General features: G+C 43.5%; 22 protein-coding genes. 10 read left to right on the top strand and 12 right to left on the bottom strand.

The genetic code is table 11. The annotated features are described in order from the left end of the window. The first annotated feature begins 42 nt into the window (after window positions 1-42). The gene (locus MKY34_RS08985; RefSeq protein ID WP_342514843.1) at window positions 43-294 is read left to right on the top strand and encodes a DUF378 domain-containing protein; all 252 of its coding nucleotides are present in this window, start codon (window positions 43-45) and stop codon (window positions 292-294) included. 49 nt (window positions 295-343) lie between these two features. Here the strand turns inward: MKY34_RS08985 and MKY34_RS08980 are convergent, their stop codons facing one another. The 3 genes from MKY34_RS08980 to pruA form a co-directional block, all read right to left on the bottom strand. After that, window positions 344-1,588, bottom strand: a complete 1,245-nt coding sequence (locus MKY34_RS08980; RefSeq protein ID WP_342514842.1) for a Glu/Leu/Phe/Val dehydrogenase — start codon at window positions 1,586-1,588, stop codon at window positions 344-346. An 80-nt stretch (window positions 1,589-1,668) separates the two neighbouring features. Further along, complete coding sequence (locus MKY34_RS08975) at window positions 1,669-2,862, bottom strand: ornithine--oxo-acid transaminase (protein WP_342514841.1); 1,194 nt, start codon at window positions 2,860-2,862, stop codon at window positions 1,669-1,671. A gap of 116 nt (window positions 2,863-2,978) precedes the next feature. Then, entirely contained in the window at window positions 2,979-4,523 is a 1,545-nt protein-coding gene (gene pruA, locus MKY34_RS08970; RefSeq protein ID WP_342514840.1) for an L-glutamate gamma-semialdehyde dehydrogenase, read from the bottom strand. A 139-nt stretch (window positions 4,524-4,662) separates the two neighbouring features. Between pruA and MKY34_RS08965 the strand changes: the two genes are divergently transcribed. Further along, window positions 4,663-5,982 carry a sigma 54-interacting transcriptional regulator gene (locus tag MKY34_RS08965; RefSeq protein ID WP_342514839.1) on the top strand — a complete coding sequence of 440 codons (1,320 nt, stop codon included), beginning with the start codon at window positions 4,663-4,665 and terminating at the stop codon, window positions 5,980-5,982. Between the two features lie 203 nt (window positions 5,983-6,185). Here MKY34_RS08965 and yugI read toward each other — a convergent pair whose 3' ends face one another. The 4 genes from yugI to MKY34_RS08945 form a co-directional block, all read right to left on the bottom strand. Next, window positions 6,186-6,560, bottom strand: coding sequence for a S1 domain-containing post-transcriptional regulator GSP13 (gene yugI, locus MKY34_RS08960; RefSeq protein WP_342514838.1), 375 nt, complete (start codon window positions 6,558-6,560; stop codon window positions 6,186-6,188). 120 nt (window positions 6,561-6,680) lie between these two features. Continuing rightward, window positions 6,681-8,456, bottom strand: a complete 1,776-nt coding sequence (locus MKY34_RS08955) for a hypothetical protein (protein ID WP_342514837.1) — start codon at window positions 8,454-8,456, stop codon at window positions 6,681-6,683. A gap of 190 nt (window positions 8,457-8,646) precedes the next feature. Further along, window positions 8,647-9,921 (bottom strand): hypothetical protein, encoded by a 1,275-nt coding sequence (locus MKY34_RS08950; RefSeq protein ID WP_342514836.1) that lies wholly within the window; start codon window positions 9,919-9,921, stop codon window positions 8,647-8,649. Then, window positions 9,911-10,465, bottom strand: coding sequence for an RNA polymerase sigma factor (locus tag MKY34_RS08945; RefSeq protein ID WP_342514835.1), 555 nt, complete (start codon window positions 10,463-10,465; stop codon window positions 9,911-9,913). The genes MKY34_RS08950 and MKY34_RS08945 overlap by 11 nt, the downstream gene beginning before the upstream one ends. Window positions 10,466-10,711: 246 nt before the next feature. Between MKY34_RS08945 and MKY34_RS08940 the strand changes: the two genes are divergently transcribed. Continuing rightward, the gene (locus MKY34_RS08940) at window positions 10,712-11,080 is read left to right on the top strand and encodes a hypothetical protein (RefSeq protein WP_342514834.1); all 369 of its coding nucleotides are present in this window, start codon (window positions 10,712-10,714) and stop codon (window positions 11,078-11,080) included. A gap of 117 nt (window positions 11,081-11,197) precedes the next feature. Here MKY34_RS08940 and MKY34_RS08935 read toward each other — a convergent pair whose 3' ends face one another. Beyond that, the gene (locus MKY34_RS08935) at window positions 11,198-12,880 is read right to left on the bottom strand and encodes a methyl-accepting chemotaxis protein (RefSeq protein ID WP_342514833.1); all 1,683 of its coding nucleotides are present in this window, start codon (window positions 12,878-12,880) and stop codon (window positions 11,198-11,200) included. Window positions 12,881-13,037: 157 nt separating this feature from the next. Beyond that, complete coding sequence (locus MKY34_RS08930) at window positions 13,038-13,298, bottom strand: DUF1871 family protein (RefSeq protein ID WP_342514832.1); 261 nt, start codon at window positions 13,296-13,298, stop codon at window positions 13,038-13,040. Window positions 13,299-13,373: 75 nt separating this feature from the next. Between MKY34_RS08930 and MKY34_RS08925 the strand changes: the two genes are divergently transcribed. Continuing rightward, a complete protein-coding gene (locus tag MKY34_RS08925; RefSeq protein ID WP_342514831.1) occupies window positions 13,374-14,549 on the top strand; it encodes a MalY/PatB family protein in 1,176 nt (391 codons plus the stop codon). An 83-nt stretch (window positions 14,550-14,632) separates the two neighbouring features. On the opposite strand, the gene MKY34_RS08920 is transcribed toward MKY34_RS08925, so the two are convergent. After that, entirely contained in the window at window positions 14,633-14,851 is a 219-nt protein-coding gene (locus MKY34_RS08920) for a hypothetical protein (RefSeq protein WP_342514830.1), read from the bottom strand. A 40-nt stretch (window positions 14,852-14,891) separates the two neighbouring features. Continuing rightward, on the bottom strand, window positions 14,892-15,686 hold the full coding sequence (locus MKY34_RS08915; protein WP_342514829.1) for a peptidylprolyl isomerase: 795 nt from the start codon (window positions 15,684-15,686) through the stop codon (window positions 14,892-14,894). Window positions 15,687-15,815: 129 nt separating this feature from the next. Here MKY34_RS08915 and MKY34_RS08910 point away from each other — a divergent pair, with 129 nt between their 5' ends. Both MKY34_RS08910 and MKY34_RS08905 read left to right on the top strand, forming a co-directional pair. Beyond that, entirely contained in the window at window positions 15,816-17,048 is a 1,233-nt protein-coding gene (locus tag MKY34_RS08910) for an MFS transporter (protein ID WP_342514828.1), read from the top strand. Between the two features lie 230 nt (window positions 17,049-17,278). Then, a complete protein-coding gene (locus MKY34_RS08905) occupies window positions 17,279-19,135 on the top strand; it encodes a transglycosylase domain-containing protein (RefSeq protein ID WP_342514827.1) in 1,857 nt (618 codons plus the stop codon). A gap of 15 nt (window positions 19,136-19,150) precedes the next feature. Here the strand turns inward: MKY34_RS08905 and MKY34_RS08900 are convergent, their stop codons facing one another. Beyond that, entirely contained in the window at window positions 19,151-19,726 is a 576-nt protein-coding gene (locus MKY34_RS08900) for a YufK family protein (RefSeq protein WP_342514826.1), read from the bottom strand. A 239-nt stretch (window positions 19,727-19,965) separates the two neighbouring features. On the opposite strand from MKY34_RS08900, the gene MKY34_RS08895 reads away from it, so the two are divergent. Genes MKY34_RS08895 through MKY34_RS08880 form a run of 4 tightly spaced genes read left to right on the top strand, consistent with a single transcriptional unit; the run spans window position 19,966 to window position 24,598 of the window. Further along, entirely contained in the window at window positions 19,966-22,374 is a 2,409-nt protein-coding gene (locus MKY34_RS08895; RefSeq protein WP_342514825.1) for a Na+/H+ antiporter subunit A, read from the top strand. Then, complete coding sequence (locus tag MKY34_RS08890; protein ID WP_342514824.1) at window positions 22,361-22,783, top strand: Na(+)/H(+) antiporter subunit B; 423 nt, start codon at window positions 22,361-22,363, stop codon at window positions 22,781-22,783. The genes MKY34_RS08895 and MKY34_RS08890 overlap by 14 nt, the downstream gene beginning before the upstream one ends. Further along, the gene (locus MKY34_RS08885) at window positions 22,783-23,124 is read left to right on the top strand and encodes a Na(+)/H(+) antiporter subunit C (protein ID WP_342514823.1); all 342 of its coding nucleotides are present in this window, start codon (window positions 22,783-22,785) and stop codon (window positions 23,122-23,124) included. Before MKY34_RS08890 ends, MKY34_RS08885 begins: the two co-directional genes overlap by 1 nt. Next, the gene (locus MKY34_RS08880) at window positions 23,117-24,598 is read left to right on the top strand and encodes a Na+/H+ antiporter subunit D (protein ID WP_342514822.1); all 1,482 of its coding nucleotides are present in this window, start codon (window positions 23,117-23,119) and stop codon (window positions 24,596-24,598) included. Before MKY34_RS08885 ends, MKY34_RS08880 begins: the two co-directional genes overlap by 8 nt. The last annotated feature ends 2 nt before the right edge of the window (window positions 24,599-24,600 follow it).

Genomic DNA, 24,600 nt, shown 5'->3' with positions numbered 1-24,600 from the left:
AACAAAACTACGGGGAATAGTAAAGTCAGGAGGTGTCCGTAAATGGAAAAACTACAAAAGCTAGCCCTTGCGATTACGATTATCGGTGCACTCAACTGGGGAGTAGCTGGCATATTTCGTTTTGACGTTGTTGCCCAAATGGCGGGTGGTCCAACAGAATCCCTCGCTCGCTTCATCTACCTACTCATTGGCGTTTCAGGACTTTTCAATCTAGGCTTGTTATTTAAACATTGGAGAACCCATGAAGCACAGGAACCTAAAGATCTGTCAGTTGCGACGCCGGAAGAAGCATAAAAGGCACTCCCCGAAAAAATCGGGGAATGCCTTTTATTTTCATTTTATCTTACGCCCAACCACGGAAACGAGATGCTTCTGCAGTTTTACGTACACCAATCATGTACGCTGCAAGACGCATATCAATGTTGCGTGTTTGTGCAACCGTGTAAACATTATCAAATGCGTCAACCATTTTTTTCGTCATTTTCTCACGAACTTCTTCTTCAGACCAGTAGTAACCCATGTTATTTTGAACCCACTCAAAATAAGAAACCGTTACGCCACCAGCGCTTGCCAATACGTCTGGTACAAGGAGAATTCCGCGATCCGTTAGAATTCTTGTACCTTCTGCAGTTGTCGGTCCATTCGCTGCTTCCACAACGATTTTTGCTTTAATATTATGTGCATTTTTCTCAGTAATTTGATTTGCAATTGCTGCAGGCACAAGAATATCACAGTCAAGTTCAAGCAATTCTTCGTTTGTGATTGTGTTGTCGAAAAGTGTCGTCACTGTACCGAAGCTATCACGACGATCTAGTAGATAGTCGATATCAAGACCATTCGGATCATGAAGTGCACCGTAGGCATCAGAAATACCGATTACCGTAGCACCTGCATCATGAAGGAACTTCGATAAGAAGCTTCCCGCATTTCCAAATCCTTGAATAACGATACGTGCACCTTTCATATCGATACCACGGCGTTTTGCCGCTTCTTCGATAATGATTGTTACACCTTCCGCAGTTGCACGGTCACGCCCTTGTGAACCACCAAGTACAATTGGTTTACCCGTGATAAAACCAGGTGAGTTAAACTCATCGATTCGGCTGTATTCATCCATCATCCATGCCATAATTTGCGCATTTGTAAAGACGTCCGGAGCAGGAATATCCTTTGCAGGTCCCATTACTTGGCTCAGCGCACGGACATAGCCACGGCTTAGACGCTCAAGCTCGCCCATTGACATTTCACGTGGATCACAAACAATTGCACCTTTACCGCCACCGTATGGTAAATCGACAATTCCAGCTTTTAGTGTCATCCACATTGAAAGTGCTTTTACTTCTTCTGCTGTTACCGCCGGGTGGAAACGAACGCCACCTTTTGTCGGACCTACAGCATCGTTATGTTGGCCACGATAGCCTTTAAACACTTTTACTTTACCATCATCCATACGGATTGGAATACCTACTTCGACCATACGAAGTGGTTCTTTCAGTAGTTCATACATTCCTTCATCATAGCCCAGTTTCTCAAGTGCATCTTTAATGACATCTTGTGTAGACGTAAACAGATTCAGGTTTTCAGTCATTTATTGGTTCGCCTCTTTGATTCATAATGTTTTCTTCGCACATATTGTAACATATTAGACAAGACTTTTGGTGATTTTTATTAATTCACGAAAGCTTTTTTAATTCGCTCAATTGCCCAATCGAGTTCTTCTTTCGTAATAACAAGCGGTGGAGCGAATCGGATAACCGTGTCATGTGTTTCTTTACAGAGCAATCCGAGCTCTTTTAACTTTTCACAATACGGACGTGCGGCTTCCGTCAATTCGACGCCGATGAATAATCCTCGACCTCTTACTCCTTTAATCGACGGATGGCTAATGTTCTTTAGCTCTTCCATAAAATAATTTCCAAGTTCAAGAGAGTTGTTCGCCAAATCCTCTTCCTCAAGCACTTCTAATGAAGCAATGGATACGGCACAGGCCATTGGGTTACCGCCAAATGTCGAGCCATGTGATCCTGGATTAAAGACGCCAAGCACCTCTTTATCCGCCACTACGCAAGATATTGGGAATACGCCGCCTCCCAATGCTTTACCGAGAATGTACATATCCGGCACAATGCCCTCCCACTCACAAGCAAACATTTTCCCCGTGCGGCATAGGCCAGCTTGGATTTCGTCAGCTATGAAGAGAACATTATGTTGTGTACAAAGATCACGTGCCGCTTTCATGAAGCCAGCTGGTGGAATAAGAATACCCGCTTCACCTTGAATCGGTTCAATCAAAAATGCCGCTGTATTCGGTGTAATCGCTGCTTCCAATGCTGCAATGTCACCATAAGGGATCAGATTGATGCCTGGAAGCATTGGGCCAAATCCACGTTTGTACTCTGCATCGGATGATAAAGATACCGCCGTCATCGTACGACCATGGAAGTTCCCAACACAAGCGATAATTTCCGCTTGATCTTCCGCCACACCTTTTACATCATAAGCCCAGCGACGTGCTGCTTTCACAGCGGTTTCGACAGCTTCCGCCCCGGTATTCATCGGCAACGCCATTTCTTTTCCTGATAGCTGACAAACTTTTTCATACCACGGACCAAGTTGGTCATTATGGAATGCACGTGATGTCAACGTCACTTTATCCGCTTGATCTTTTAATGCTTGAATAATTTTAGGATGACGATGCCCTTGGTTCACCGCTGAATAAGCGGATAGCATATCCATATACTTGTTGCCTTCTGGATCTTTCACCCAAACCCCTTGCGCTTCTGAAATGACGATCGGCAGTGGATGATAGTTATTAGCACCATATTTCTCTGTTTGCACAATCACTTCTTGTGATACCGACATACCAGTTGCCCCCTTTGTTATGTAGAAAACAGACCCACCCTTTGGATGGGTCTGTTTAGTTTATGCAACGCATCATGTCCAGACTTCAGCGCCTAACCAGGCGCCCTACGCTTTTCTTAGAACATTTCTGATGTTGTTTTTCCTTGCATGTGAAGTTGTAGGTAATCTGGTCCGCCCGCTTTTGAGTCTGTACCTGACATGTTGAAGCCACCAAATGGTTGGTAACCAACGATTGCACCTGTACAGTTACGGTTGAAGTATAGGTTTCCTACGTGGAAATCTTCACGTGCTTGTTCGATGTGCGCACGATTATTTGTAATAACCGCACCTGTTAAACCGTAGTCCGTGTTGTTTGCAATTTCAAGCGCTTCTGTAAAGCTTTTCGCTTTTGTTAGGCCAACAACTGGGCCAAAGATTTCTTCTTGCATCAAGCGTGCTTTCGGATCAAGATCCGCAAATACTGTTGGTGCAACAAAGTATCCTGTTGAACTATCGCCTGTTCCACCCGCGATTAGACGACCTTCTTGTTTCCCGATTTCGATGTAGCTCATGATTTTGTCGAAAGATGCTTGGTCAATTACTGGACCTGTAAAGTTCGACTGATCAGCTGGATTTCCGTATGACAAGCCTTTTGTCAACTCTTCAACACGCGCAAGCACTTGGTCGTAAACGTCTTCGTGGATAACCGCACGAGAACAAGCTGAACATTTCTGTCCGCTGAAGCCAAATGCTGATTTCACGATAGATTGTGCTGCAAGCTCAAGATCTGCATCGTTATCTACAACGATTGTATCTTTACCACCCATTTCAGCGATAACACGTTTCAACCAGATTTGGCCTTCATTGACAACTGCTGCACGCTCATAAATGCGCGTTCCAACTTCACGTGAACCCGTGAACGAGATGAAGCGTGTGCGTGGGTGATCTACAAGGTAGTCCCCAACTTCAGCACCAGATCCTGGGATGTAGTTTACAACGCCAGCTGGCATACCTGCTTCTTCAAGCACTTCGATGAATTTGTAAGCAACAACCGGTGTAGTTGAAGCTGGTTTTAGAAGAACTGTATTACCTGTTACAAGAGCCGCAACTGCTGTTCCAGCCATGATTGCAAATGCAAAGTTCCAAGGAGAAATAACAACACCTACTCCAAGTGGAATGTAGTTGAAACGGTTGAACTCGCCCGGACGGCTTTCTACAGGAATACCATCTTTTAAGTTCAACATTTGACGCGCATAGAATTCTAGGAAATCGATTGCTTCAGCTGTATCTGCATCCGCTTCGTTCCAAGGTTTTCCTGCTTCTTTTGTTAAAAGTGCTGAGAATTCGTGTTTGCGACGACGAATGATTGCAGCCGCTTTGAATAGGACATCCGCACGGAATTCAGGTTTTACTTTTCTCCATGTATTGAATGTTTCATCCGCAACTTTCATCGCTTTTTCAGCGAGGTCTCTGCTTGCTTTAGAAACAGAACCAATAACTTCTGCTTTGTTTGCTGGGTTTGTTGACACTAATTTATCTTCTGTCATGATGCGCTCTCCACCAATGATCAATGGATAATCTTGACCAAGGTAGCCTTCAACTTGTTTTAACGCCTCAAGGAATGCTTGTTTGTTTTCTTCTTGTGTAAAATCTGTGAACGGTTCGTGTTTATATGGAATCATGTTGATCCTCCTCTGTAGTAGAACGCAAAAAATATTTGCACTTAGTAATTGATTGCATATATAATAATGCAAAAGATTGTTGCAGATTTCAAGTATTATTCATTAATTTTCATAAAAACTTATGTGGATGGTGTTTATATTGAACAATAACGAAGAATCCCTCCTCGCCTTTTATGAGTTTGCTGTGGATCGGGCGGGAGTTGGTATCCATGCCGTCAAGCAAGACGGACGCACGGTTATCTATAATGAAAAGATGAAAGAAATTGAAGGCCTCGCTCTGGAAGATGTCGGCGACCGTTCGATTTTAGAACTTTTCAACTTCGAACAAGAAGAGAGCACCTTGCTAAAGGTACTGCAAAATGCAAAAGAACAACTCAATGTTAAACAAACTTACTGGAATCAAAATGGCACAGAAATTACGACCATCAACGATACATACCCGATTTTCGACAAGGATCAACTCATCGGTGCCATCGAACTTGCACGGGATGTAACAGCACTAGAAAAGTTTGTACTTCAACCGTACCGCAAAAATAATGACCCCGTCACATTCAATCAAATTATTGCCGCTTCTCCACCTATGAAAGCTGTTATCTCAACAGCCAAAAAAGCTGCTCACGCAAAATTACCCGTGCTATTAATTGGTGAATCGGGAACTGGAAAGGATTTGATTGCGGAAAGTATACATAGTGAACTATCGCCTGCTAACCATCTTTTCTATACCCTGTTTTGTCATAGTTCAGACCCTACACTTATTGATCGTTTACAAGAAGACGTAGAGGATCTAGACACACTGACATTATTTTGTGAAAGAATCGATTTACTATCCATTCCTTTGCAACAAAAACTGCTCGCTATCTTACGGGCAATGCCCAAAAATCAGCGACAATTTATCGCCAGCATTGGTGATGACCCTGTAGAACTCATTTCTTCAGGCGCTTTATTGAAAAGCTTATATTACTTCTTTGCATCTTTTACCATTCGGATTTCACCACTTCGGAAACGCAAAGAAGATCTATTGCCTTTCATCGATGCGTACTTGTTACGACGCAAGGAACGCTTTGGCTCTACATTGACGACGATTACTCCCGAAGTCAAAGAGCTTTTTCTCAACTATAATTGGCCCGGTAATATGCGTGAGCTCGAATTTCTGCTCGACGAAGTGACATCCATCTCTTCAACAGAAGCCACCATTACCTATGACATGCTTCCTCTTCACTTTCGCATGAAAAGCGGTGCAATGACGGATGATGCTATTCAAGCTACTGATTTCATCGTACAGTCGGATAAAGAATTACTTTCACTCGATCAATTTTTACGCGGGGCCGAAGCGTATTATATTCAAAAGGCGATGAAGCTACATGACGATAACGTTACGAAGACCGCCACTGCACTCGGTATGAGCAGGCAAAATTTGCAGTATCGTTTACGAAAAATAAAAAACGAGGACAAGGGCTAAATCGCCTTTGTCCTCGTTTTTTATTGGTACCGCTTTTCATGTTGTCTAGGCTTCAGGTACCAGTCGCTCGGGTCATAAGTCGGACCGGCCGTGCGGTAAAGAGCACCGCTTCGCCATTCCGCCTTATGCCAGCCGCGTCTAAACGGCACCTTCCGCTTTTCATGTTGTCTAGGCTTCAGCGCCTAGGAGCTTGCGCTTTTCTCTTATTGCCCGGATTTTTCAATCCATCCTTGCAGTTTGTCTTTCAATGAGTTAAAGCCATCTGCATCCCGTTCGTTCACGCGATCTTGTAGGGATTTGCGTGGGCGGTTGTCTTTTCGGATAGCTGGCGGTTCTTCTTGAAGTGCACGGATTGATAAGCTAATTTTTCCCGCTTCATCATTCACTTCAAGTATTTTCACCCGTACTTCTTGCCCAATTGTTAGGAATTCGTTAATGTCTTTCACGAAGCCATACGTTATTTCAGAAATATGGACTAACCCTTGCGTTTCTTCATCGAGTGCAACGAACGCACCATATGGTTGAATGCCTGTCACATTGCCGGTAAGTTCTTCACCCACTTCATACTTTCTTGCCATTTGAAAACAGCTCCCACTCTAATTTTGGTATCGAATCTGCCAATAAGGCCATCAAAATTATACCATGTTTCCAGATGTCGGGCAAAAAGTGTAGGGCCTCACGCACCCATAAAATAGGCGTTAATCAATCATCTCAATCTCTTCGATCTCCTCAATTGTAAAAAACTTCAACTTCCCCTCGTTGGCTAACTGCAGTGCTTCCTGGAAATGGAACCACTGTAAACGCGACAGGCTTTCAGATGATGTCCATTCCGTTGCGTCCATTTCCGTAATAATTTGCTGCATAATGACCGCTGATGGTGAGTCTTCACTGTTTTCCGCAAGAGCTCGCCAAGCCTTTTGCAGATCATCTTTCACTTTTCCCTCTTCATCAAACACTCGATTAGATTGCTCGCAATCTGTCATCACACATAGCAGCTCTATGTAACTCCCACTTAAGTGCTGATACGCCAATCCTTCAGAAGTCGTTGCAAGTAAAGACTGCTCCATCTCTATAATAAATTCAATAGATTCCTCTAGCGAGTAGGCCAAACTCGTCAAAAACTTGTCCTCTTCCTCTTGATATTGATAATAGACAAAAGGCTGGCTTTCTAAAGCCGTCAAGTAGCCATGCACATCTGGATGCAACGAGTTACGCACTTGCGCACTAAAGCTATTTTTTTCATAGAACGACGAAACGACTCCCCATCCCTCGACCGACTTCAACCGTAGATTTTGTCCCTCCAAACCACTGAGCGCCCCTTGCAAGTCCTCAGGAAATGTAGCCTGCTGGTCATAAAATGTTTCAACATCAAAAACTGTTTCAGAAAGGCGATTTCCAATCGACTCATTATACCTCGCCACTTTCATAGAATAGGCTTGTTGCACCAGTGACACGCTCTTCATATACCGTTCCATAAACGCTAGACTTCTTTCCGGATTAGTCGTTAATGGAGCATTGAATAAGCGTTGCGCCATTTCGGTGGGCAATTCCATTTGTTTTATGATCTGCTCGTATTGTTCTTGAATATGAGGTTTATCGGGCTTCTTTCCTTGTTCAAGCTGTTGTTCAAGTTTCCTAATAAGCGAGTTAAATTGACCACGTACAGTTCCTTTGTAGTCGCCACCTATATCATAATAATGACTAACCTCCTGCAAATCCTCTTCAACAAGCCCTAATACATCTAGCTTCTGCGCCATTTCTTTCTCAAAAGAAGTTTGTAGGCGCTTTACATACTTCTCTCTGGACTTCTGTTTATAATCTTCACTCGTCAAGACCGAAAAACCTACTAACCCAATGAGGACGATGATACCAACTAGCCATACATACAGCGGCTTTTTAGCAATCACCTGCCGCTGAGGAAGTTGTGGAGATGAAGGAACTGTTTCAATAGATTCAGGTATCGCTGGTTCAATCGACTCCTTGTGCCAAGTTGGACGAATTCGCGCATAAGACTTTTGCAGAAATGCCAACTGTTTATCGGGATGGACAAGGTTTAATTGCTGATAGACACTTGCTATTACTTGTTCAACCTGCTCCGTAGATCTCCCCATAATCGTCGCAATTTCTGTCGTAGCCATATGATGAAATCGTGATAAAATGAAAGGCAATTTCCATTCATTGTGCAGGCAACTAATTTGCTGATGAAGCTGTTCATCTTCCTCAAATGACAGTGCATCACTCGTGACGGGCGCAGTCAACCGCATATTCGTCAATTTTTCAATCATCATTTTATAGAGTAGAGACAACAACTGTTCTTCGTTTTCGATTTGCTGCTCATCCACTCGATTATAGGTAGCCCCTACTAGTTCCTGCGCTTGCTCCAAGCTACAGCCAAATTGAAAAGCGAATAGCATCATGCGTTCAGCATAGATATCCTGCCATCGCTCAAGTTCACTTGCATCCTCATTTTTCATGCGTTACAGCCACTCCTCTTCTTACAATCACACCACATCCCTACTATACCAAAAAGCAGGCTGCCAAATAAGTCGATCAATTACGACTCTTTAGCAACCTACTGCTGAATGTATGACCGGCACGAGGACCGTTATGATTGCCATGCTGAGATTTATGACCGGCTTGACGACATTTATGACCGCCTTACACTCAAAGCTGCCCCACTCTTGCCAACACCAACATATCCTCAATATCATCATAATCAAGAACATCCCAACTCTCCGATTCACGCCAACCTGAGGCTTCCAACTCTTTTACAATGGGGCTGACAAGATAATTCAATGGCGTCACCTCTTCACCACTCGCTAGCGCTTTTAAAGGCACCCTAAATTGCTCATCGATTCTTCCTTGCTTATCGACAACTCGTGCTTGCTGCATAAGCGTGTTGAAAACAACGATATAATGAGACTCCAGCACAGTATACAAGGCGTAATCCTCTTCCACTGTGAGCAATGTCTGTTCCATCTCCTGCAACATGGGCACCAATTCTTGCGCTGAATACTGCAACATTCCACCAAATGTATACGGCTCTTGTACGAGCATTCCTACATAGCCAAGCGTATTCGGATGAAGATGCTGTTGCAAATATTTATGGGTTGCTGAAGCATAATAACGGGCTTCGACTTCCTCCCTATTATGATTAGTATAAAATTCGATGGACTGCCCCTGCATCGTGGCGATAATTTGTTGTAATTCTTGCGGTAATTGGTTAGGGCTTTGCATCAAAGCCTGCGCTTTATCAGGAAATGACTCTAGTCTAGGACTGTTTAGGGTCTCGGCATTTTTTGCCAGTATTTCATCATAAACGGTGATGAGCGCCTGAATTTTTTCACGATACACACCAACGAAATGGACACTCGCTTGTTCATCATCCACAAGTGGATGGCTAGTAAGTTCTTCCACCATTTCAGACGGCAGTTGCAATCCAGATAGCGCTTCGTCAAACTTTCCTCTAATGTGTTTTCGCTTCTCATCCTCTTCCCGATTTTGTAAAATCTCTCGATAGCTCGCACTTGCCATAAATGCCATCTGGCTATCCGCATTTTGGACAAATACCAATCGCCCAAACTTCTCTTCCTCTAGCTTCAGCATCTCCCGCCGCTTTTCTCGCTCGATAGCATATTCCTTTTGCAGCACTTCAATGTACGCCTCGATGCCTTCTGTCGCAGTAAACTCTTTCTCGTTCTCTTGCTGATCCATGACAACCATAGCCGTAATTATACCGAACAAAAAAACACTGGCAATGCCGGCAGCCCACACCGTCAGCGAACGTCGAAAGGATCCTTTTTTTCGAGTGGCAGGTCTAGCATTCCGTGTCTCTTCTTCAATTTTTTGAAGTACCTCCTCACTATCAAATGAAGAAGGCATACGATCATAGGACTTTTTCAGAAATGCCATCCGTTTATCGAAATCGTTATTGTCCATGCCCGATTCCCCCATTCTGATCAATTGCTTTTTTCAAGCCATCTTTTGCACGATGTAACCGTGTTTTCACAGTAGAAAGTGTAAGGTTTAAGACGTCTGCAATTTGTTGATAGGATAAGTCCTGAAAATAGTAGAGAATGAGTGGAATCCGATATTTTTCGTCAAGCTGGACAATGGCTTGATGAAGTTCGCGATCCTCTTCAAACAGTAACACTTGCGTTTCAACGGACTTCTGTACTGTCGGTGGACGATGCTCACTGACTTTCTGTTGTTTATCCCATTCACGATTTTCCTTACGATAATAATCACGCGCAGTGTTCAAAGTAATTTTATACAGCCAAGTCGTGAAGCGTTCTTGCTTAAACTGATGCAAAAAACGATATAACTTGATGAACACTTCCTGCGTGACATCCGGTATATCATCGAGGTGGACGCCACATTGATAGGCGAATTTCTCGACTGTCCGATAGTGCAATTGCATCAGTTCTCCATAGGCAAGCCGATCCCCTTGCCTCGCTTTCTCAATTAACTCAATGTCGTTCATAGCTCCTCCTCGCCCTCTTGCTGCTGTAGATGATACGAAACTTTAGAGCGATTTGTTTCACTTCATGCAGCTATTCTTGGATTAATTGATCGCCAATAATTTTATATATTTTAAAAATAAAATTATGTGATCCATTTATATAATTAAACGGTAATACAGCTCATAATCAAAGCATTTCCTAGCACTCATAAGCATTCAATGGTATCCTGTATTTTATCTTAATATCTATAGAAAAGGTGTTGCATTATGAAAAAGTGGTTGCTGACAATTATGAGCGTTATGTTTTTAGTAGGATGTACGGAAGATACCCAGGACACTACAGAGAATCTAGATATGGATATAGCGGATACACAGGAATCTATAGAAAATGCGAATGCAATAGAACAAACGCTAGACCTTGAGGTTTATGAAGAATACCAGACACTATCTGAAAAGATTGATCTTACGCTATACCAAGCTACACTCGAAACTGATAATCCTGGAAAACGAATTCTTCTCTTCACAGACGCCGATGGAAGGAAAGTTTATAAAAGCATCTTTATTAAACACGACCGCCATTTAAAAATTATCGAATTGGATGGAGACGGTTTGCTCTATAATCATCAAATACAATAATCTACCAGCCATATGTTATGCGGCCATCAAAGCATTGCTTCATCACATATAAAAACAGCGAGCTTCCCCGTCAAATCGAGGGGAAAGCTCGCTTGTTACTTATAATGAGTGATTATTTTATAATTTAAATCGCTGCACTAAGCCATTCAGCCGCTCAGCCAATTCGGCAAGTTGTCTCGAACTTCCCACTACTTCTTCCATTGAACTGCTTGTTTGTTGCGATGAAGCGGAAGTTTGCTCTACACCCGCAGCCGATTCTTCAGAGATTGCTGCAATTTCTTCAATGGATCCACCCATCTCTTGGCTGTTTGCTGCCATATCGGACAAGTTCTCTGTAACCCCGTGAATGTGTTGAACCATTTCTGTCACAGCACCGCTGATTCCATTGAATGTCTCACTCGTGTTTTTGATTTGTTCTGTACCTTTTTCTACTTCCTCATAACCTTCCAGCAACGAACCGGCTACAGAGCTTGATTCATTTTGGATGCTCGTGACAATGCCGGTAATATCAGTGACCGAAACAGTCACCTGTTCTGCTAGTTTTCTCACCTCGTCTGCTACAACAGCAAAACCTTTGCCGTGCTCACCCGCTCTTGCTGCTTCAATCGCCGCATTTAAGGCTAGTAAATTCGTTTGGTCGGCAATATCCTTTATCACAACAACCAACTTGGATATTTCTTGGGACTGTGCATCTAACCCTTGGATTTTCTGAACGGCTTCTTGCACAATTTGGTCAATCTTCACCATTTGCTCACTTGAAGATGCCATGAGTTGGCTGCCTTCTGAAGTCATCGTCAGGACCTCCCCCGACGAGCGTTGAATAGATTCCCCTTTTTCATTTGCTTCTTCCACTTTACTTGTAAAGGACTCCATCATGACGGCTAGCTCACTTACACTTTGAGCCTCCCCTTCTATACCTACAGCCAACTCTTGCATTGTAACTGCAATTTGATGCGCAGCTGCATTTACCTCATCTGATGACTGGATTAACTCCTCACTTTGACTTGCTACTGTTTCTGAAACAGCATTGATTTCATTTAATAACTGACGCGTATTGTTATTCATCTCATTTGTCGCATGGATGAGTTGCCCCACCTCGTCTTTCGATCGTACTTCAAGGGGCTCTTCACTTAAATCGCCTTTTGCTATGCTATTCATACGATCCATTACCCTTTTAACTGGTTTAGTAATCGAATTGGCACTTTGAAGAGCAACGACCACGCTAAATAAAATGACGAAAATCGTGATGATGACTACAAGGCGAAATGTCGCTGCTCCTCTATCTATAATTTCTTGCTGGATCTGATTGATTGTTGCCTCACTATCTTTTGCCATTTGTTCATAACCGGCCATGATCTCGCGAACCGTCTCGGCGGATGCCGCTAAATTCTGCAACGCCAGCTCTTTATTTCCTTTATCATACTCATCGAAGACTTCCGTATCAATCATCGTTCGCCAAGCAACCGTCTGCTTAATCAGCTGGTCGAACTCTTCTGTAGCATGGATATCCCGGATAATCTTCTCATTGTGTATCCCTTGTTCTGTGTAGGCATTGAAACGATCCCGGAAGTCTCCGCCATATAAGACATAACCGCGGGCAGTCGATATCCGATTGGCCATTGTTAACGCCATTTGTTCGTTGGCAATTAAAAATGGCAGCTCTTTTTCTAAAATGTTTTCCGCTTCTTTATTACTCTTCATGATTTCAGAAATGTTATAAATTCCTAGTAGGATAACCGCAATAATAACGAGCGAAAACGCAAATAATAATTTACTTTTGATACTTTTAAAGCTAAACATATTCTTTCTTCCTCTCTTTCATTTCACCAACATGATTCTTTAGACTACTATATGATAGTAACATTTACCCACCCCTCATAACCAGAGTTACGACTTAAATACCCTGATTCTACAAAAAGAGCCTTACCTATACGTTCATAGGTAGGGCTCTACTAATTTAGACGATACACTTCGCCTCATATTTAATCGCTAATAACTTATAAGAAATTTTCATGCAGTTTTCGATTGGAATCCATAACCTATAAGAGTGTTCATAGATTTCGCGAATTCGCTTCGCAAGATCTGTCGGATGATCGAGACGATGCAATTCCGAGACAACATCGACAATTTCAAGTTCATATGCTTTCGTTCCCACTTCAAACGGATCCCATTGTTCAAGAAGGGCAACGGCTTTTTTATTTATTTCGATTGTTTGCACGATAATCCACCTTATTTTTTTCAATAGTTTAGATTATGATAACATAGTAGAGAAAAAAGAAAAGAGGCGAGACTCATGAGCATATTTGAAGAAGTGATTGAACGACGTGAAACCCGCTCTGTTAAGTGGGATCTGATGCAAAAAATTTATGGAATCGAAGACGCATCTGATATGTTACCAATGTGGATTGCTGACATGGATTTTGCTGCACCTGACGTCATCGTCAATGCGATGAAAGAACGGTTAGATCATCCTGTTTTCGGCTACTCGTATATGTGTGAAGGTTGTAAAGATGCCGTGCGCACTTGGCTTGCTGAACGCCACGGATGGCAAACTGACAACGACTGGATGCTGTTTCACCATGGCGTTGTACCGGCAATTGCCTCCGTCGTTGAAACATTTACAACACCAGGAGATGGCATTCTCATTACATCTCCTGTCTATCCACCATTTTTCCAAATTCCGGGTCGCCAACAGCGAACGATTGTTGATTGCGCTATGCATGAAGAAAATGGGGCATACTCCATCGACTTTGAGGCATTCGAAAAACGTCTACAACAAAATGTAAAACTATTCATCCTATGTAATCCACATAACCCTGGAGGAATTGTCTGGAAAGAAGACGAACTAAAAGAAATAATTAGACTTTGCGCAAAGTATGATGTGCTTATTTTGTCTGACGAAATTCATGCAGATCTTGTTTTCCCAGGTCATACACATATTCCACTTGTGACGCTTGCTGGCGAAGAAGCAAAACGCATTATTACATGTGTAGCGCCAACAAAGACCTTTAACATTGCAGGTGTCCAAGCTTCGGTCATGATTGCGACTGATCCTGGCGTACGCGAACAACTATCATTACATGCTATGGCACACGGACAAATGGATTTGAGCCCATTCGCTGCGGCGGCGCTAACGGCTGCTTACCGTGAAGGTGGCCCTTGGCTCGCAGAATTACTAGAGACTGTTTCTTGTAACATGGACTACGTGATTCACGAACTGACAACAGCTGTTCCTGGCTTAAAAATTGCGAAGCCACATGCTACATACCTGTTATGGATTGACTATCGTGGTACAGGGTTAACCGAGGAAGCAATGATGGACAAGCTGTTAACAACAGGGAAACTTGCACTTGAACCGGGGTCCAAATACGGTGAAGCAGGACGTGGCTTCTTACGCATGAACGTCGCAACACCACGCGCACTCGTCGAAGAAGGTGTAAAGCGCTTCATTATGGCGATGAACGACTGATTATATAGATTGAATTTATGATTGTGCGAAGGTATCTTACAAGCGCCGAGCGTTGTTAGTGGCACCAAAAGAAAAACAGCACCTCATTGTTGAGGATGCTGTTTTTCTTTTGCCTCGCGGCGTTCGCGGAGAATACGTTCTTCAAGTTCTTTCGTTGCTAGCTCCTGCTTCTTCGAAGTACGAAGAATCCATCTATAAGCTAACACTAATAAGATTCCGAAAAAAAGCATCGAAAATGCTGCTGGAATATACTCGGATTTATCTTCTGGGAAGTAAAGGAACGGCATTAATAAAGCGTTCATTTACGTACACTTCCTTACATTTAAATTTCGCAGGGCAAGATTACTTTTGAAGAATTTCGATTGATTCGATCTTAACGTCTTCAACTGGTTTGTCTTGACGACCTTTTTTCACTGCTGCAATTTTGTTGACAACGTCCATACCTTCAATGACTTGTCCAAATACCGTATGCTTTTGGTCAAGGTGTGGTGTGCCGCCCATTTCTTCGTAAGCTTTCGCGATTTCTGCCGGCCATCCGCCTTGTTCCATTTGTTTCGCAGATCCAGGAGCTTGTGACGCTTGAACGATGAAGAACTGGCTACCGTTCGTTCCAGGACCAGCGTTTGCCATTGATAATGCACCATTTAGGTTGAATAGGTCCATTGTGAACTCATCTTCAAATGTAGCACCGTAAATGCTTTCTCCACCCATTCCTGTACCTGTTGGGTCGCCACCTTGGATCATGAAGTCTTCAATAACGCGGTGGAAGATGATGCCATCGTAATAGCCATTTTCCGCATGTGTTAAAAAGTTTTCAACTGTTTTTGGTGCTTGTTCAGGGAAAAGCTTAATTTTAATCGAGCCTAGTGTTGTGTTCATTACTACAAGTGCTTCGTTTGCTGCTACTTCTTTCGATAACTGTGGATACATGGTTGTTGCCTCCTCTTGGTCGTTTACATTATTTTCTTCTGCAGCCGATGATTCATCAGCAGATTGTTCTGACTCCGGCGCGTTCGTTTCTTCAGCTGGAGGTTGTTTTTCCTTCTCTTGTTCATTATCCTTGGTCGTCCCTGTACCGCATGCGGCGACAAGCACGAGAATAATGAGCATGAGCAAAGAGAAATAGATTTTTTTCATTACTATTCACCCTGAATTAGTTTACCATATTGCAATCGCAATTTCGATGATTAAGGCACGATACTTTCTTCGTGTCCCGAACTGTTTTATACTGTAAGGAGGAGCACGATACAGAAAGTAGGTTATTATATGGACGTGCGTAAACGAAACTTTATCATCATTTTAATTTCCAATTTTCTCGTCGCAGGAACGATGACGATGATCATGCCTTTCCTTTCTCTTTATATTGAAACATTCGGGGACTATTCCGACGCTTATGTCCAGAAATGGTCTGGGCTTATTTTTGGTGCTACCTTTGTGACAGCACTCATTATGTCACCCATTTGGGGACGCGTTGCCGATAAATACGGGTTTAAGCCCATTCTCCTTATCAACGGCTTTGGGATTGCAATATCCGTCTTTTTAATGGGCTTTGTTAATTCCGTAGAAGCCTTTTTCTTACTACGTCTACTGAATGGGGTCGTTACAGGGTTTATCCCAACCTCTCTCGCCTTCGTTTCCTCACAAACTGCTAAGGAAGAAGCCGGCAAAATGCTCGGCACTTTACAAATGGGCAGCGTAACAGGCACGCTGTTTGGCCCTGCTTTAGGCGGCTTGTTAGCAGATGCCTTCGGATTCCAATACACCTTCATCATCACATCTATTTCTGTCACACTTGCAGCGATTATCGTCTTATTTGGGATTAAAGAACAACAGCGCATCAAAAGTGCAAGAGCCAATCTTTATTCACGAAAAACGATTTTAAGTGGGCTATTGCATCATCGCCTCATGCTGAATATCATGATTGTCACGGCACTGATTCAAATTGGGAATTTTAGCATTCAGCCATTGTTATCACTTTATGTTGCGGAGTTAACCGATGCCAAAGACGTCGCATTTCTCGCCGGGATTACATTTAGCGCCGCGGGTTTGGGCAATCTATTGTTTGCTCGTCGCTGGGGCAAGCTTGGGGATGACATCGGGTATGAAAAAGTGTTAGCCATTTTATTGGTATTATCGTTCATCTTTATTATTCCGCAAGCCTATGTGACCGAGCTATGGCAACTGATGATTTTTAGATTGCTGTTCGGGATTGCGCTCGGCGGGATGATTCCAATTACGACCGCACTCGTTAGACGGGAAGCACCGATCGATATTCAAGGTGAAGTCATGGGTTACAATACGAGCTTCCGTTTCCTCGGAAATATTATTGGCCCGATGTTCGGTGGTATTGTCAGTGGGTTTATCGGTATTTCGTCGGTCTTTATCGTAACGGGTGTGCTGTTCTTAGTCGGATTTTCTTTCTTGTATTATGCGAAAAGAAAGCCTTCGCAAGACTTTGAGGATTTCCTTGCTACGCAACAACAGCGAGCACATACTTGAACTAAAAACCACTTCAAAAGCCGGAGTTCGGTGGATGAAGTGGTTTTTCGCATGGACCATTTTCGGTTGCGCGGACAGTCTTACAATTTTCACTCACAGTTGCGACTGCTTCACGGACAGTTCCGTAACTTACGCGGACAACTCTTTGAACTGCTACAAAAAAATAGCACGCTCCCCTGATGGGAATATGCTATTCTTTTGTATAGTACATATTTTCGAACGGAGGTCCGATGTTGAAGGCATTCATCGGCTTTATCATTATTTTATTAACGATACCTTTCCTCGTCTTTATGCCCAATGCAATTGTGACGGAATGGCATACAGCAGGCGCTTTTAATGAGCAAATGAACAACTCCATTGAACTGTCAGCTCCAACCATCACAGTACCCGTTGCGATGAAAGATCGCAATGGCCTTATTTTCTCTGAAGAATACGTGGAATGGCGCGAGCCCTTACCGCTTGTGGAGATTCCTATTTTTGTACGCCAGCTTTTTCTAGAAAGTGAAGACGCCGGATTTTTTGAACATCGGGGATATGACGTGGCAGCCATCGCCCGCGCTTTCGCAGCCAACACAGCGAGTGACAGTTTAGGGCAAGGTGCTTCTACCATTACGCAACAAGTTGTGCGCATGCGGTTTTTATCGACAGACAAAACGTATGAACGGAAAGTAACAGAACTCTTTTATGCAGCGGAATTAGAGAAGCAATCTACAAAAGAAGAAATTCTTGAAATGTATTTAAACGAAATGTATTTCGGAAACCAAGTGTACGGCATCGGTGCCGCGGCGACCTACTACTTCAACCGTCCTTTAGGGGAATTAAATGAGGCGGAATTGGCTTTCATTGCCGCGATTCCGAACAATCCTTCTTTATACGATCCATTACAGCGTTTCGAAAAGACAAAAGCACGTCAAGAACGCTTGTTAACGATTCTTGCTAAGAATGGGGTTCTCACAGCTGAAGAACTAGACGTACATAAAAATACGGCTATCCACTTGAACATTAAAAAGAAGGAACGCAATGCGCCTGCCTACAGTACATATGTCCTTTCCGAGCTGGAGGAACTGATTGCCTATTCCGAAGGCTTCACCGAAAAAATGGCACAAGCAAAAAGCGACGCCGAGAAGATGGAATTGCAATTGCAACTAAAAGCACGGACAGCAGAAGTATTAGCGACAGGCCCCGTCATTGAAACAGCACTTAATCCTCAAAAGCAGCAACACGATGAGCGAGCCGTTTCCGCTCTGTTAAAACCACAAGGGCTACAAGCGGGAGCCGCTGTTATTGACAATCAAACCCGAGAAATCGTTAGCTTATTCGCAGGGAAAGATTATCAAAAAGCCGATTTCAATCGAGCCTATCAAGCCATTCGGCAACCTGGTTCTGCCATCAAACCCCTGCTTGTCTATGCACCACTCTTTGAAAGTAGTGCCTATACAAGTAAAACACCTGTAAACGCGGGCAACATTTGCATCGGTTCCTATTGTCCTACAAACGTTGGTGGCTTCGTCTATGGGACCGTCACCGTGAAGGATGCTTTCCGTCACAGCCATAATACAGCAGCTGTTCGCCTGTTGCGGAGCATTGGCATTGAGGAAGCTTTCAGTTATATCGAGCCTTTCGGATTTAAGTCTGTCACGCAAAAGGATTATAACTACCCTGCGGCGCTCGGCGGCTTTACAAAAGGAATGACACCTCTTGAACTTGCTGGAGCCTATACAAGCTTCATAGACGGTACGTATATACCTGCCCATGCGATTCGAGCCGTAAAGGATCGAGCAGGCAATATTTTGTACGAATGGCCGAAAGAGCGTGTCAATGTTTGGTCCCCTTCGACCGTGTCCATCATTCGCGACTTACTGCAAGATGTCGTGTTAAATGGCACAGGGCGCGGTATTTCCTATACAACGGGCTATATGGGAGCCAAAACAGGCACGACAGACCATTACAAAGATCTATGGGTCGGGGGAATGAATGACAACTACACAACAGCGGTCTGGCTTGGCCATGATCGACCAAAGTCTATTCAATACTTAAGCAATCAAAAACTGCATTTACGTCTATTCTCCACACTACTTCAAGACTAGCCACGTATCACGCGGCTAGTCTGTTTTATTTTCCATAAAAGGCAGGCTTGCAATCACACCATTATAAAGCTTTAAGAGAATATAAATAACGCTAAACACAATCGTACTCCAAATCATAATTTCAAAAAACATCAACCCTACCGTGCTAAAAAGGGTCATGAATTTACTTAGCTTATACACGGTGTAGATGAAGTAAACAAGCGTCGTGATTAAAAAGATTGCAGCGAGAATTTGAATCGATTGAATCCCAACTACCGATACCAATGCGCCGAAAAAGTAAATAACGTTGCCGCCTTTTGCCTCACTATACGACTCCCCTTGTACATCCTTTGAAAAAAACAGCATCGCCGTTTCATGAATCGTCTCCGCAATGAGCTTCAATGCAGAAAAAACCATAAAAAAAAGCAACGCATAAATGACAAGTAAAAACATCCGCAGCTGCATATCTGTTAAAAATTCACGCATCCCCGTATATAAACCAATTTCCTTAAACAACTCTACCGATGTACTTACTGTATACACACCAAACGTTAAACTGAACAGCACAATTGTGACGAATGGTAAGTAGCCGTATATGTATGGATTCTTCAATGTAACACCTCAACCATTTAATTTTTCATCCGTCTCTATACTATAGGAAGAGCGTCCAACTGCGCAACAACGTCTGAAACCCTTCTCTCATTTTTCAATTTTACAATTTCCGCGAGCTATGGTATAGTGACTTCAATCAAATATTCGAGCGCATTTGGAGGAGTCTGTCACCAAGGGATATCTATGCCCTTTTTGATGGACTTTTTTTGCGTTTTTTGCGTTTAAAAAGGAGGATTTTCTTGGAATTCGTGCTATTGATTTTTCTACCGATTGTGGCTGCCCTTTTCGTTCCGTTGCTCTTTAAACGGTTGAAAGGCATACATACGGGATGGTTTGTGTTAGTTGTCCCAATCGCTCTGTTCGTGTTTTACTTAGGATTTATCTCAACGACAATGGATGGCGGATACGCCACATCCGAACTACAGTGGATTCCATCCCTCGGCATTTCGTTCGTCTCCTATATTGACGGACTTAGCCTCCTGTTTTCACTGCTCATTACAGGAATCGGTGCACTCGTTGTACTGTACTCCATTTTCTACCTCGATAAAGATCGAGAGCAGCTGAATAACTTCTACGTCTATCTCCTGATTTTCATGAGTGCGATGTTGGGCGTTGTACAATCTGATAATGTCATTTCTCTCTATCTATTTTGGGAATTAACATCGATTTCTTCTTTTTTACTCATCGGGTATTGGTATACACGAGATCGCTCCCGATTTGGTGCACTAAAATCGATGATGATTACGGTATTTGGCGGCTTAATGATGCTCGGGGGCTTCGTACTACTCGGGATTATGGGCGACACGTATTCAATCCGTGAACTAATTGCCAACTCAGCAACACTTGTAGAACATGAATTCTTCACATTGGCACTCATTTTGGTTTTACTCGGTGCATTTACAAAGTCTGCCCAATTCCCTTTTTACATTTGGTTGCCGGATGCAATGGAAGCGCCTACACCAGTTAGTGCTTATCTTCACTCTGCCACAATGGTCAAGGCGGGTATCTATCTCGTCGCACGTTTTACGCCGATTTTCGCCGTATCCGAAGTATGGGTTTGGCTTGTGACAGGGATTGGGCTACTTACTTTGTTCTGGGGCTCATTCTTTGCCGTCAAACAAACCGATTTGAAAGCCATCCTTGCTTTCTCCACAGTCAGTCAGCTTGGACTTATTATGTCTTTGCTCGGTGCTGGGGCAGTTGCCTACCATGCAGATGATGCGATTTTTAAATTTGCAGCGTTCGCAGCGATTTTTCATTTAATTAACCATGCGACTTTCAAAGGTAGTTTGTTCATGATTGCTGGAATTGTCGATCATGAAACAGGTACACGTGACATCCGGAAACTCGGTGGCTTGATGAGCATTATGCCTGTCAGTTTTACCGTTGCATTTATCGGTTCGATGTCGATGGCAGGGCTGCCGCCATTTAACGGTTTTCTCAGTAAGGAAATGTTCCTACAGTCCATGTTAGCCATTCGTCATTTCGAGCTGTATAACTTTGCGACATGGGGCATCATCTTCCCGGTTGTGGCATGGATTGCAAGCGTATTCACATTTGTTTATAGTTTCTACTTTGTCTTTAAAACATTTGCAGGGCAACGCAAAAGTGAGCCGCTGCCACAAACGCCACACGAGGCACCTGTCGGCATGCTGATTTCTCCTGTCCTGTTGGCAACACTTGTTGTCGGGATTTTCTTCATTCCAAACCTAATTGGCAAATGGTTAGTTAAACCTGCTGTGATGGCTGTTCAGCCAGATCTGTACAATCATCCGTCTGAGGTGGCAGTGCATGTAGCTGCGTGGCATGGCTTTGATTCTCCTGCATTATGGATGACGATTGCCGTTGTTGGGGTTGGAGCTGTTCTATACTTGACGATGAATAAATGGCAGAAGCTGTACGACATTCAACCACAGTATTTGTCGTTGAATGCTTTGTATGACTCTACAATGATGTTCGGTGAAAGTGGCATGAACCGCCTATCTCGTTTCTATATGACGGGCTTGATTCGCACGTATTTGCTGTATATGTTTGCCTTTATCGTCGCGATTACAACGGCGACATTGTTCATAAAAGAAGCATTTGTTGTCGATATGGATAGTTTTTCACCTGTGACACTTTATGGTATTATGACTGCGATTATTTTAGTGATTGCCGTCGTCATGATTCTACTTGCAAAGACGAGACTAGCAGCAATCATTGCACTTGGTGCCGTTGGCTATTCGGTTGCGTTGTTCTTCGTTATTTTCAAAGCACCGGATTTGGCGCTGACACAGCTCGTTATTGAAACAGTTTCCGTGGCGTTGTTCTTGCTAGCGTTTAAACACTTGCCATCTCTCAAAAATCATGGCGAAACGACACGCAACAAGCTTGGAAATGCAGTCATTGCCGTAGGTGTTGGGGTTACGGTAGCACTTGTCGCGTTGTCTGCGCATTCACAAAAGCTTATTCCATCGATTTCACAATACTATAAAGATACAGTCGCAACAGAAGCGGGTGGCGGAAATATCGTCAACGTTATTCTCGTAGACTATCGTGGATTTGATACGTTGTTTGAAATTGCCGTGCTATCGATCGCAGGAATCGGCGTACTCGGTATGATTCGTCTGCGACTGGCAAGAAAGGAGGGTAAGGATGAAAACAAATGATGTGATTTTACAAACGGCTACGAAAGTCGTATTTTTCATCATCTTTCTTTTTTCCATCCATATTTTCTTTGCAGGACACTATACACCAGGTGGCGGCTTTGTCGGTGGATTACTGACGACGGGCGCAATTGTCTTACTGTTGCTCGCCTTCGACCTAAAAACGGTTCAAAAAGCCCTGCCCTTTAACTTTACGATTGTCACGGGGATTGGTCTACTGCTAGCTCTCGGAACAGCAGCCGGCTCCATCTTTTTCAACGTACCATTCTTCACACATGCTTTCGATGATTTCACATTGCCGTTATTTGGCACGACGTCTCTTCATACGGCGATGATTTTCGATGCAGGTGTCTATCTTGTGGTTGTAGGTGCAGCCATTACAATGATTCAAACGATAGGAGGAGATGCCTAATGGAATTCATCATGATTATAGTCATCGGAATCCTATTTGCGGCGGCTACTTACTTAATCCTTTCGAGAAGCTTGCTCAAAATCATCGTAGGAACGGGCTTGCTTAGTCACGGGGCACACTTATTGATCTTAACGATGGGTGGACTAGGCGGTAGTGCGCCACCCGTGTTAACAGATGGCGTCACAGATTTTGCAGACCCATTGCCACAAGCGCTGATTTTAACAGCGATTGTCATTAGCTTTGGTGTGACGGCCTTTATCCTTGTGCTTGCGTATCGGGCTTACGCAGTCCATCAAACAGATAATATGAATCTTATGAGGGGAAATGACGAGCATGATTAATCTACTTTTATTTCCAATCATTTTACCATTCTTCTTCGCGATTATTCTGCTATTCTTCAAAGAGAATATTCGCGTACAACGTTCACTCACTTTTATCGGCTTGCTGGCCAGCTTAGTTGCTGCGCTGTTCCTCGTCGCTAAAGTAAAAGCAGATGGTATTCAAGCGATTACATTGGGCGGCTGGTCTGCACCTTTCGGGATTTCAATGGTGTCAGATATGTTCTCAGCATTACTCGTGACAACAACGATTGTCCTAACGTTGCTTGTTGTCATTTACAGCTTTACAGCCATCGGCAAAGAACGTGAACGGTTCTTTTATTACCCGGCTATCCTCTTTATGGTGACGGGCGTCAATGGGGCCTTTACAACGGGTGACATTTTCAACATGTTCGTCTTCTTCGAAGTGCTTCTTATCGCTTCGTACGTGTTAATCGTACTAGGTGGCGAGAAAAAACAGCTTCGCGAATCGATTAAATATGTGTTAGTCAACGTCATTTCATCCGCGTTGTTCGTCATTACGGTGGCCTATCTCTACTCCGTCATCGGAACATTGAATATGGCTGATATTTCCGTCAAAATCGCTCAGATTGGACAACCGGGTATCATTACGGTTATTGCTATCCTGATGCTGTTGGTCTTTGGGGTGAAAGGTTCTATTTTCCCACTGTACTTCTGGTTGCCTGGATCGTACGCAGCACCGCCGATACCTGTCCTTGCACTATTCGGTGCATTGCTGACGAAAGTCGGTGTCTACGCCATTATGAGGACGTACACGTTGTTCTTTATTCATGACGTCGGCTTTACACATGAAATTCTTTCTGTTGTAGCGCTGTTAACGATTATTGCAGGCTGCGTTGGGGCACTTGCTTATTTTGATTTAAAACAAATTATCATTTACAATATCGTGATTGCTGTCGGCGTTATTTTGTTTGGTGCAGCACAGATGAATGATGCAGGTTTAACAGGTGCGATTTTCTATTTGATTCACGATATGTTGATTAAAGGGGCATTGTTCCTACTCATCGGTATCATCATCTACATCACAGGCACGTCCAATTTGCGGAAAATGGGCGGCTTAATGAAGACCCATGCGCCACTTGGCTGGATTTACCTGATTGCAGCGTTTGGGCTTGCGGGAATTCCGCCGCTAAGCGGTTTTGTTGGGAAGCTGCTAATTGTAGAGGGGGCCTTTGAATCTGGCAACATCTGGGGTAGTATCATCATTCTCGCCTCAAGCCTTGTCGTGCTGTTATCGGTTATTCGCATTTTCATCTATGCATTTTGGGGCGAACCTGTCGACTTACCAAAAACCGAGCGTCGTCCTTATCGCAATAGGATGCTGCCAGCCGTGATATTGGTCATCCTCTCTGTATTATATGGTGTCGGTAGCGAATGGCTCGTTCCATACATGACAGATGCTTCAAACGTATTACTACAACCATCCATCTATATTGATGCGGTGTTAAAGGAGTAGGT

This window comes from Sporosarcina sp. FSL K6-1522, assembly GCF_038622445.1.
Taxonomy (GTDB): Bacteria; Bacillota; Bacilli; order Bacillales_A; family Planococcaceae; genus Sporosarcina.
Note: the sequence above shows the minus strand (reverse complement) of the source record. Positions and strands in the feature narration are given on the sequence as shown.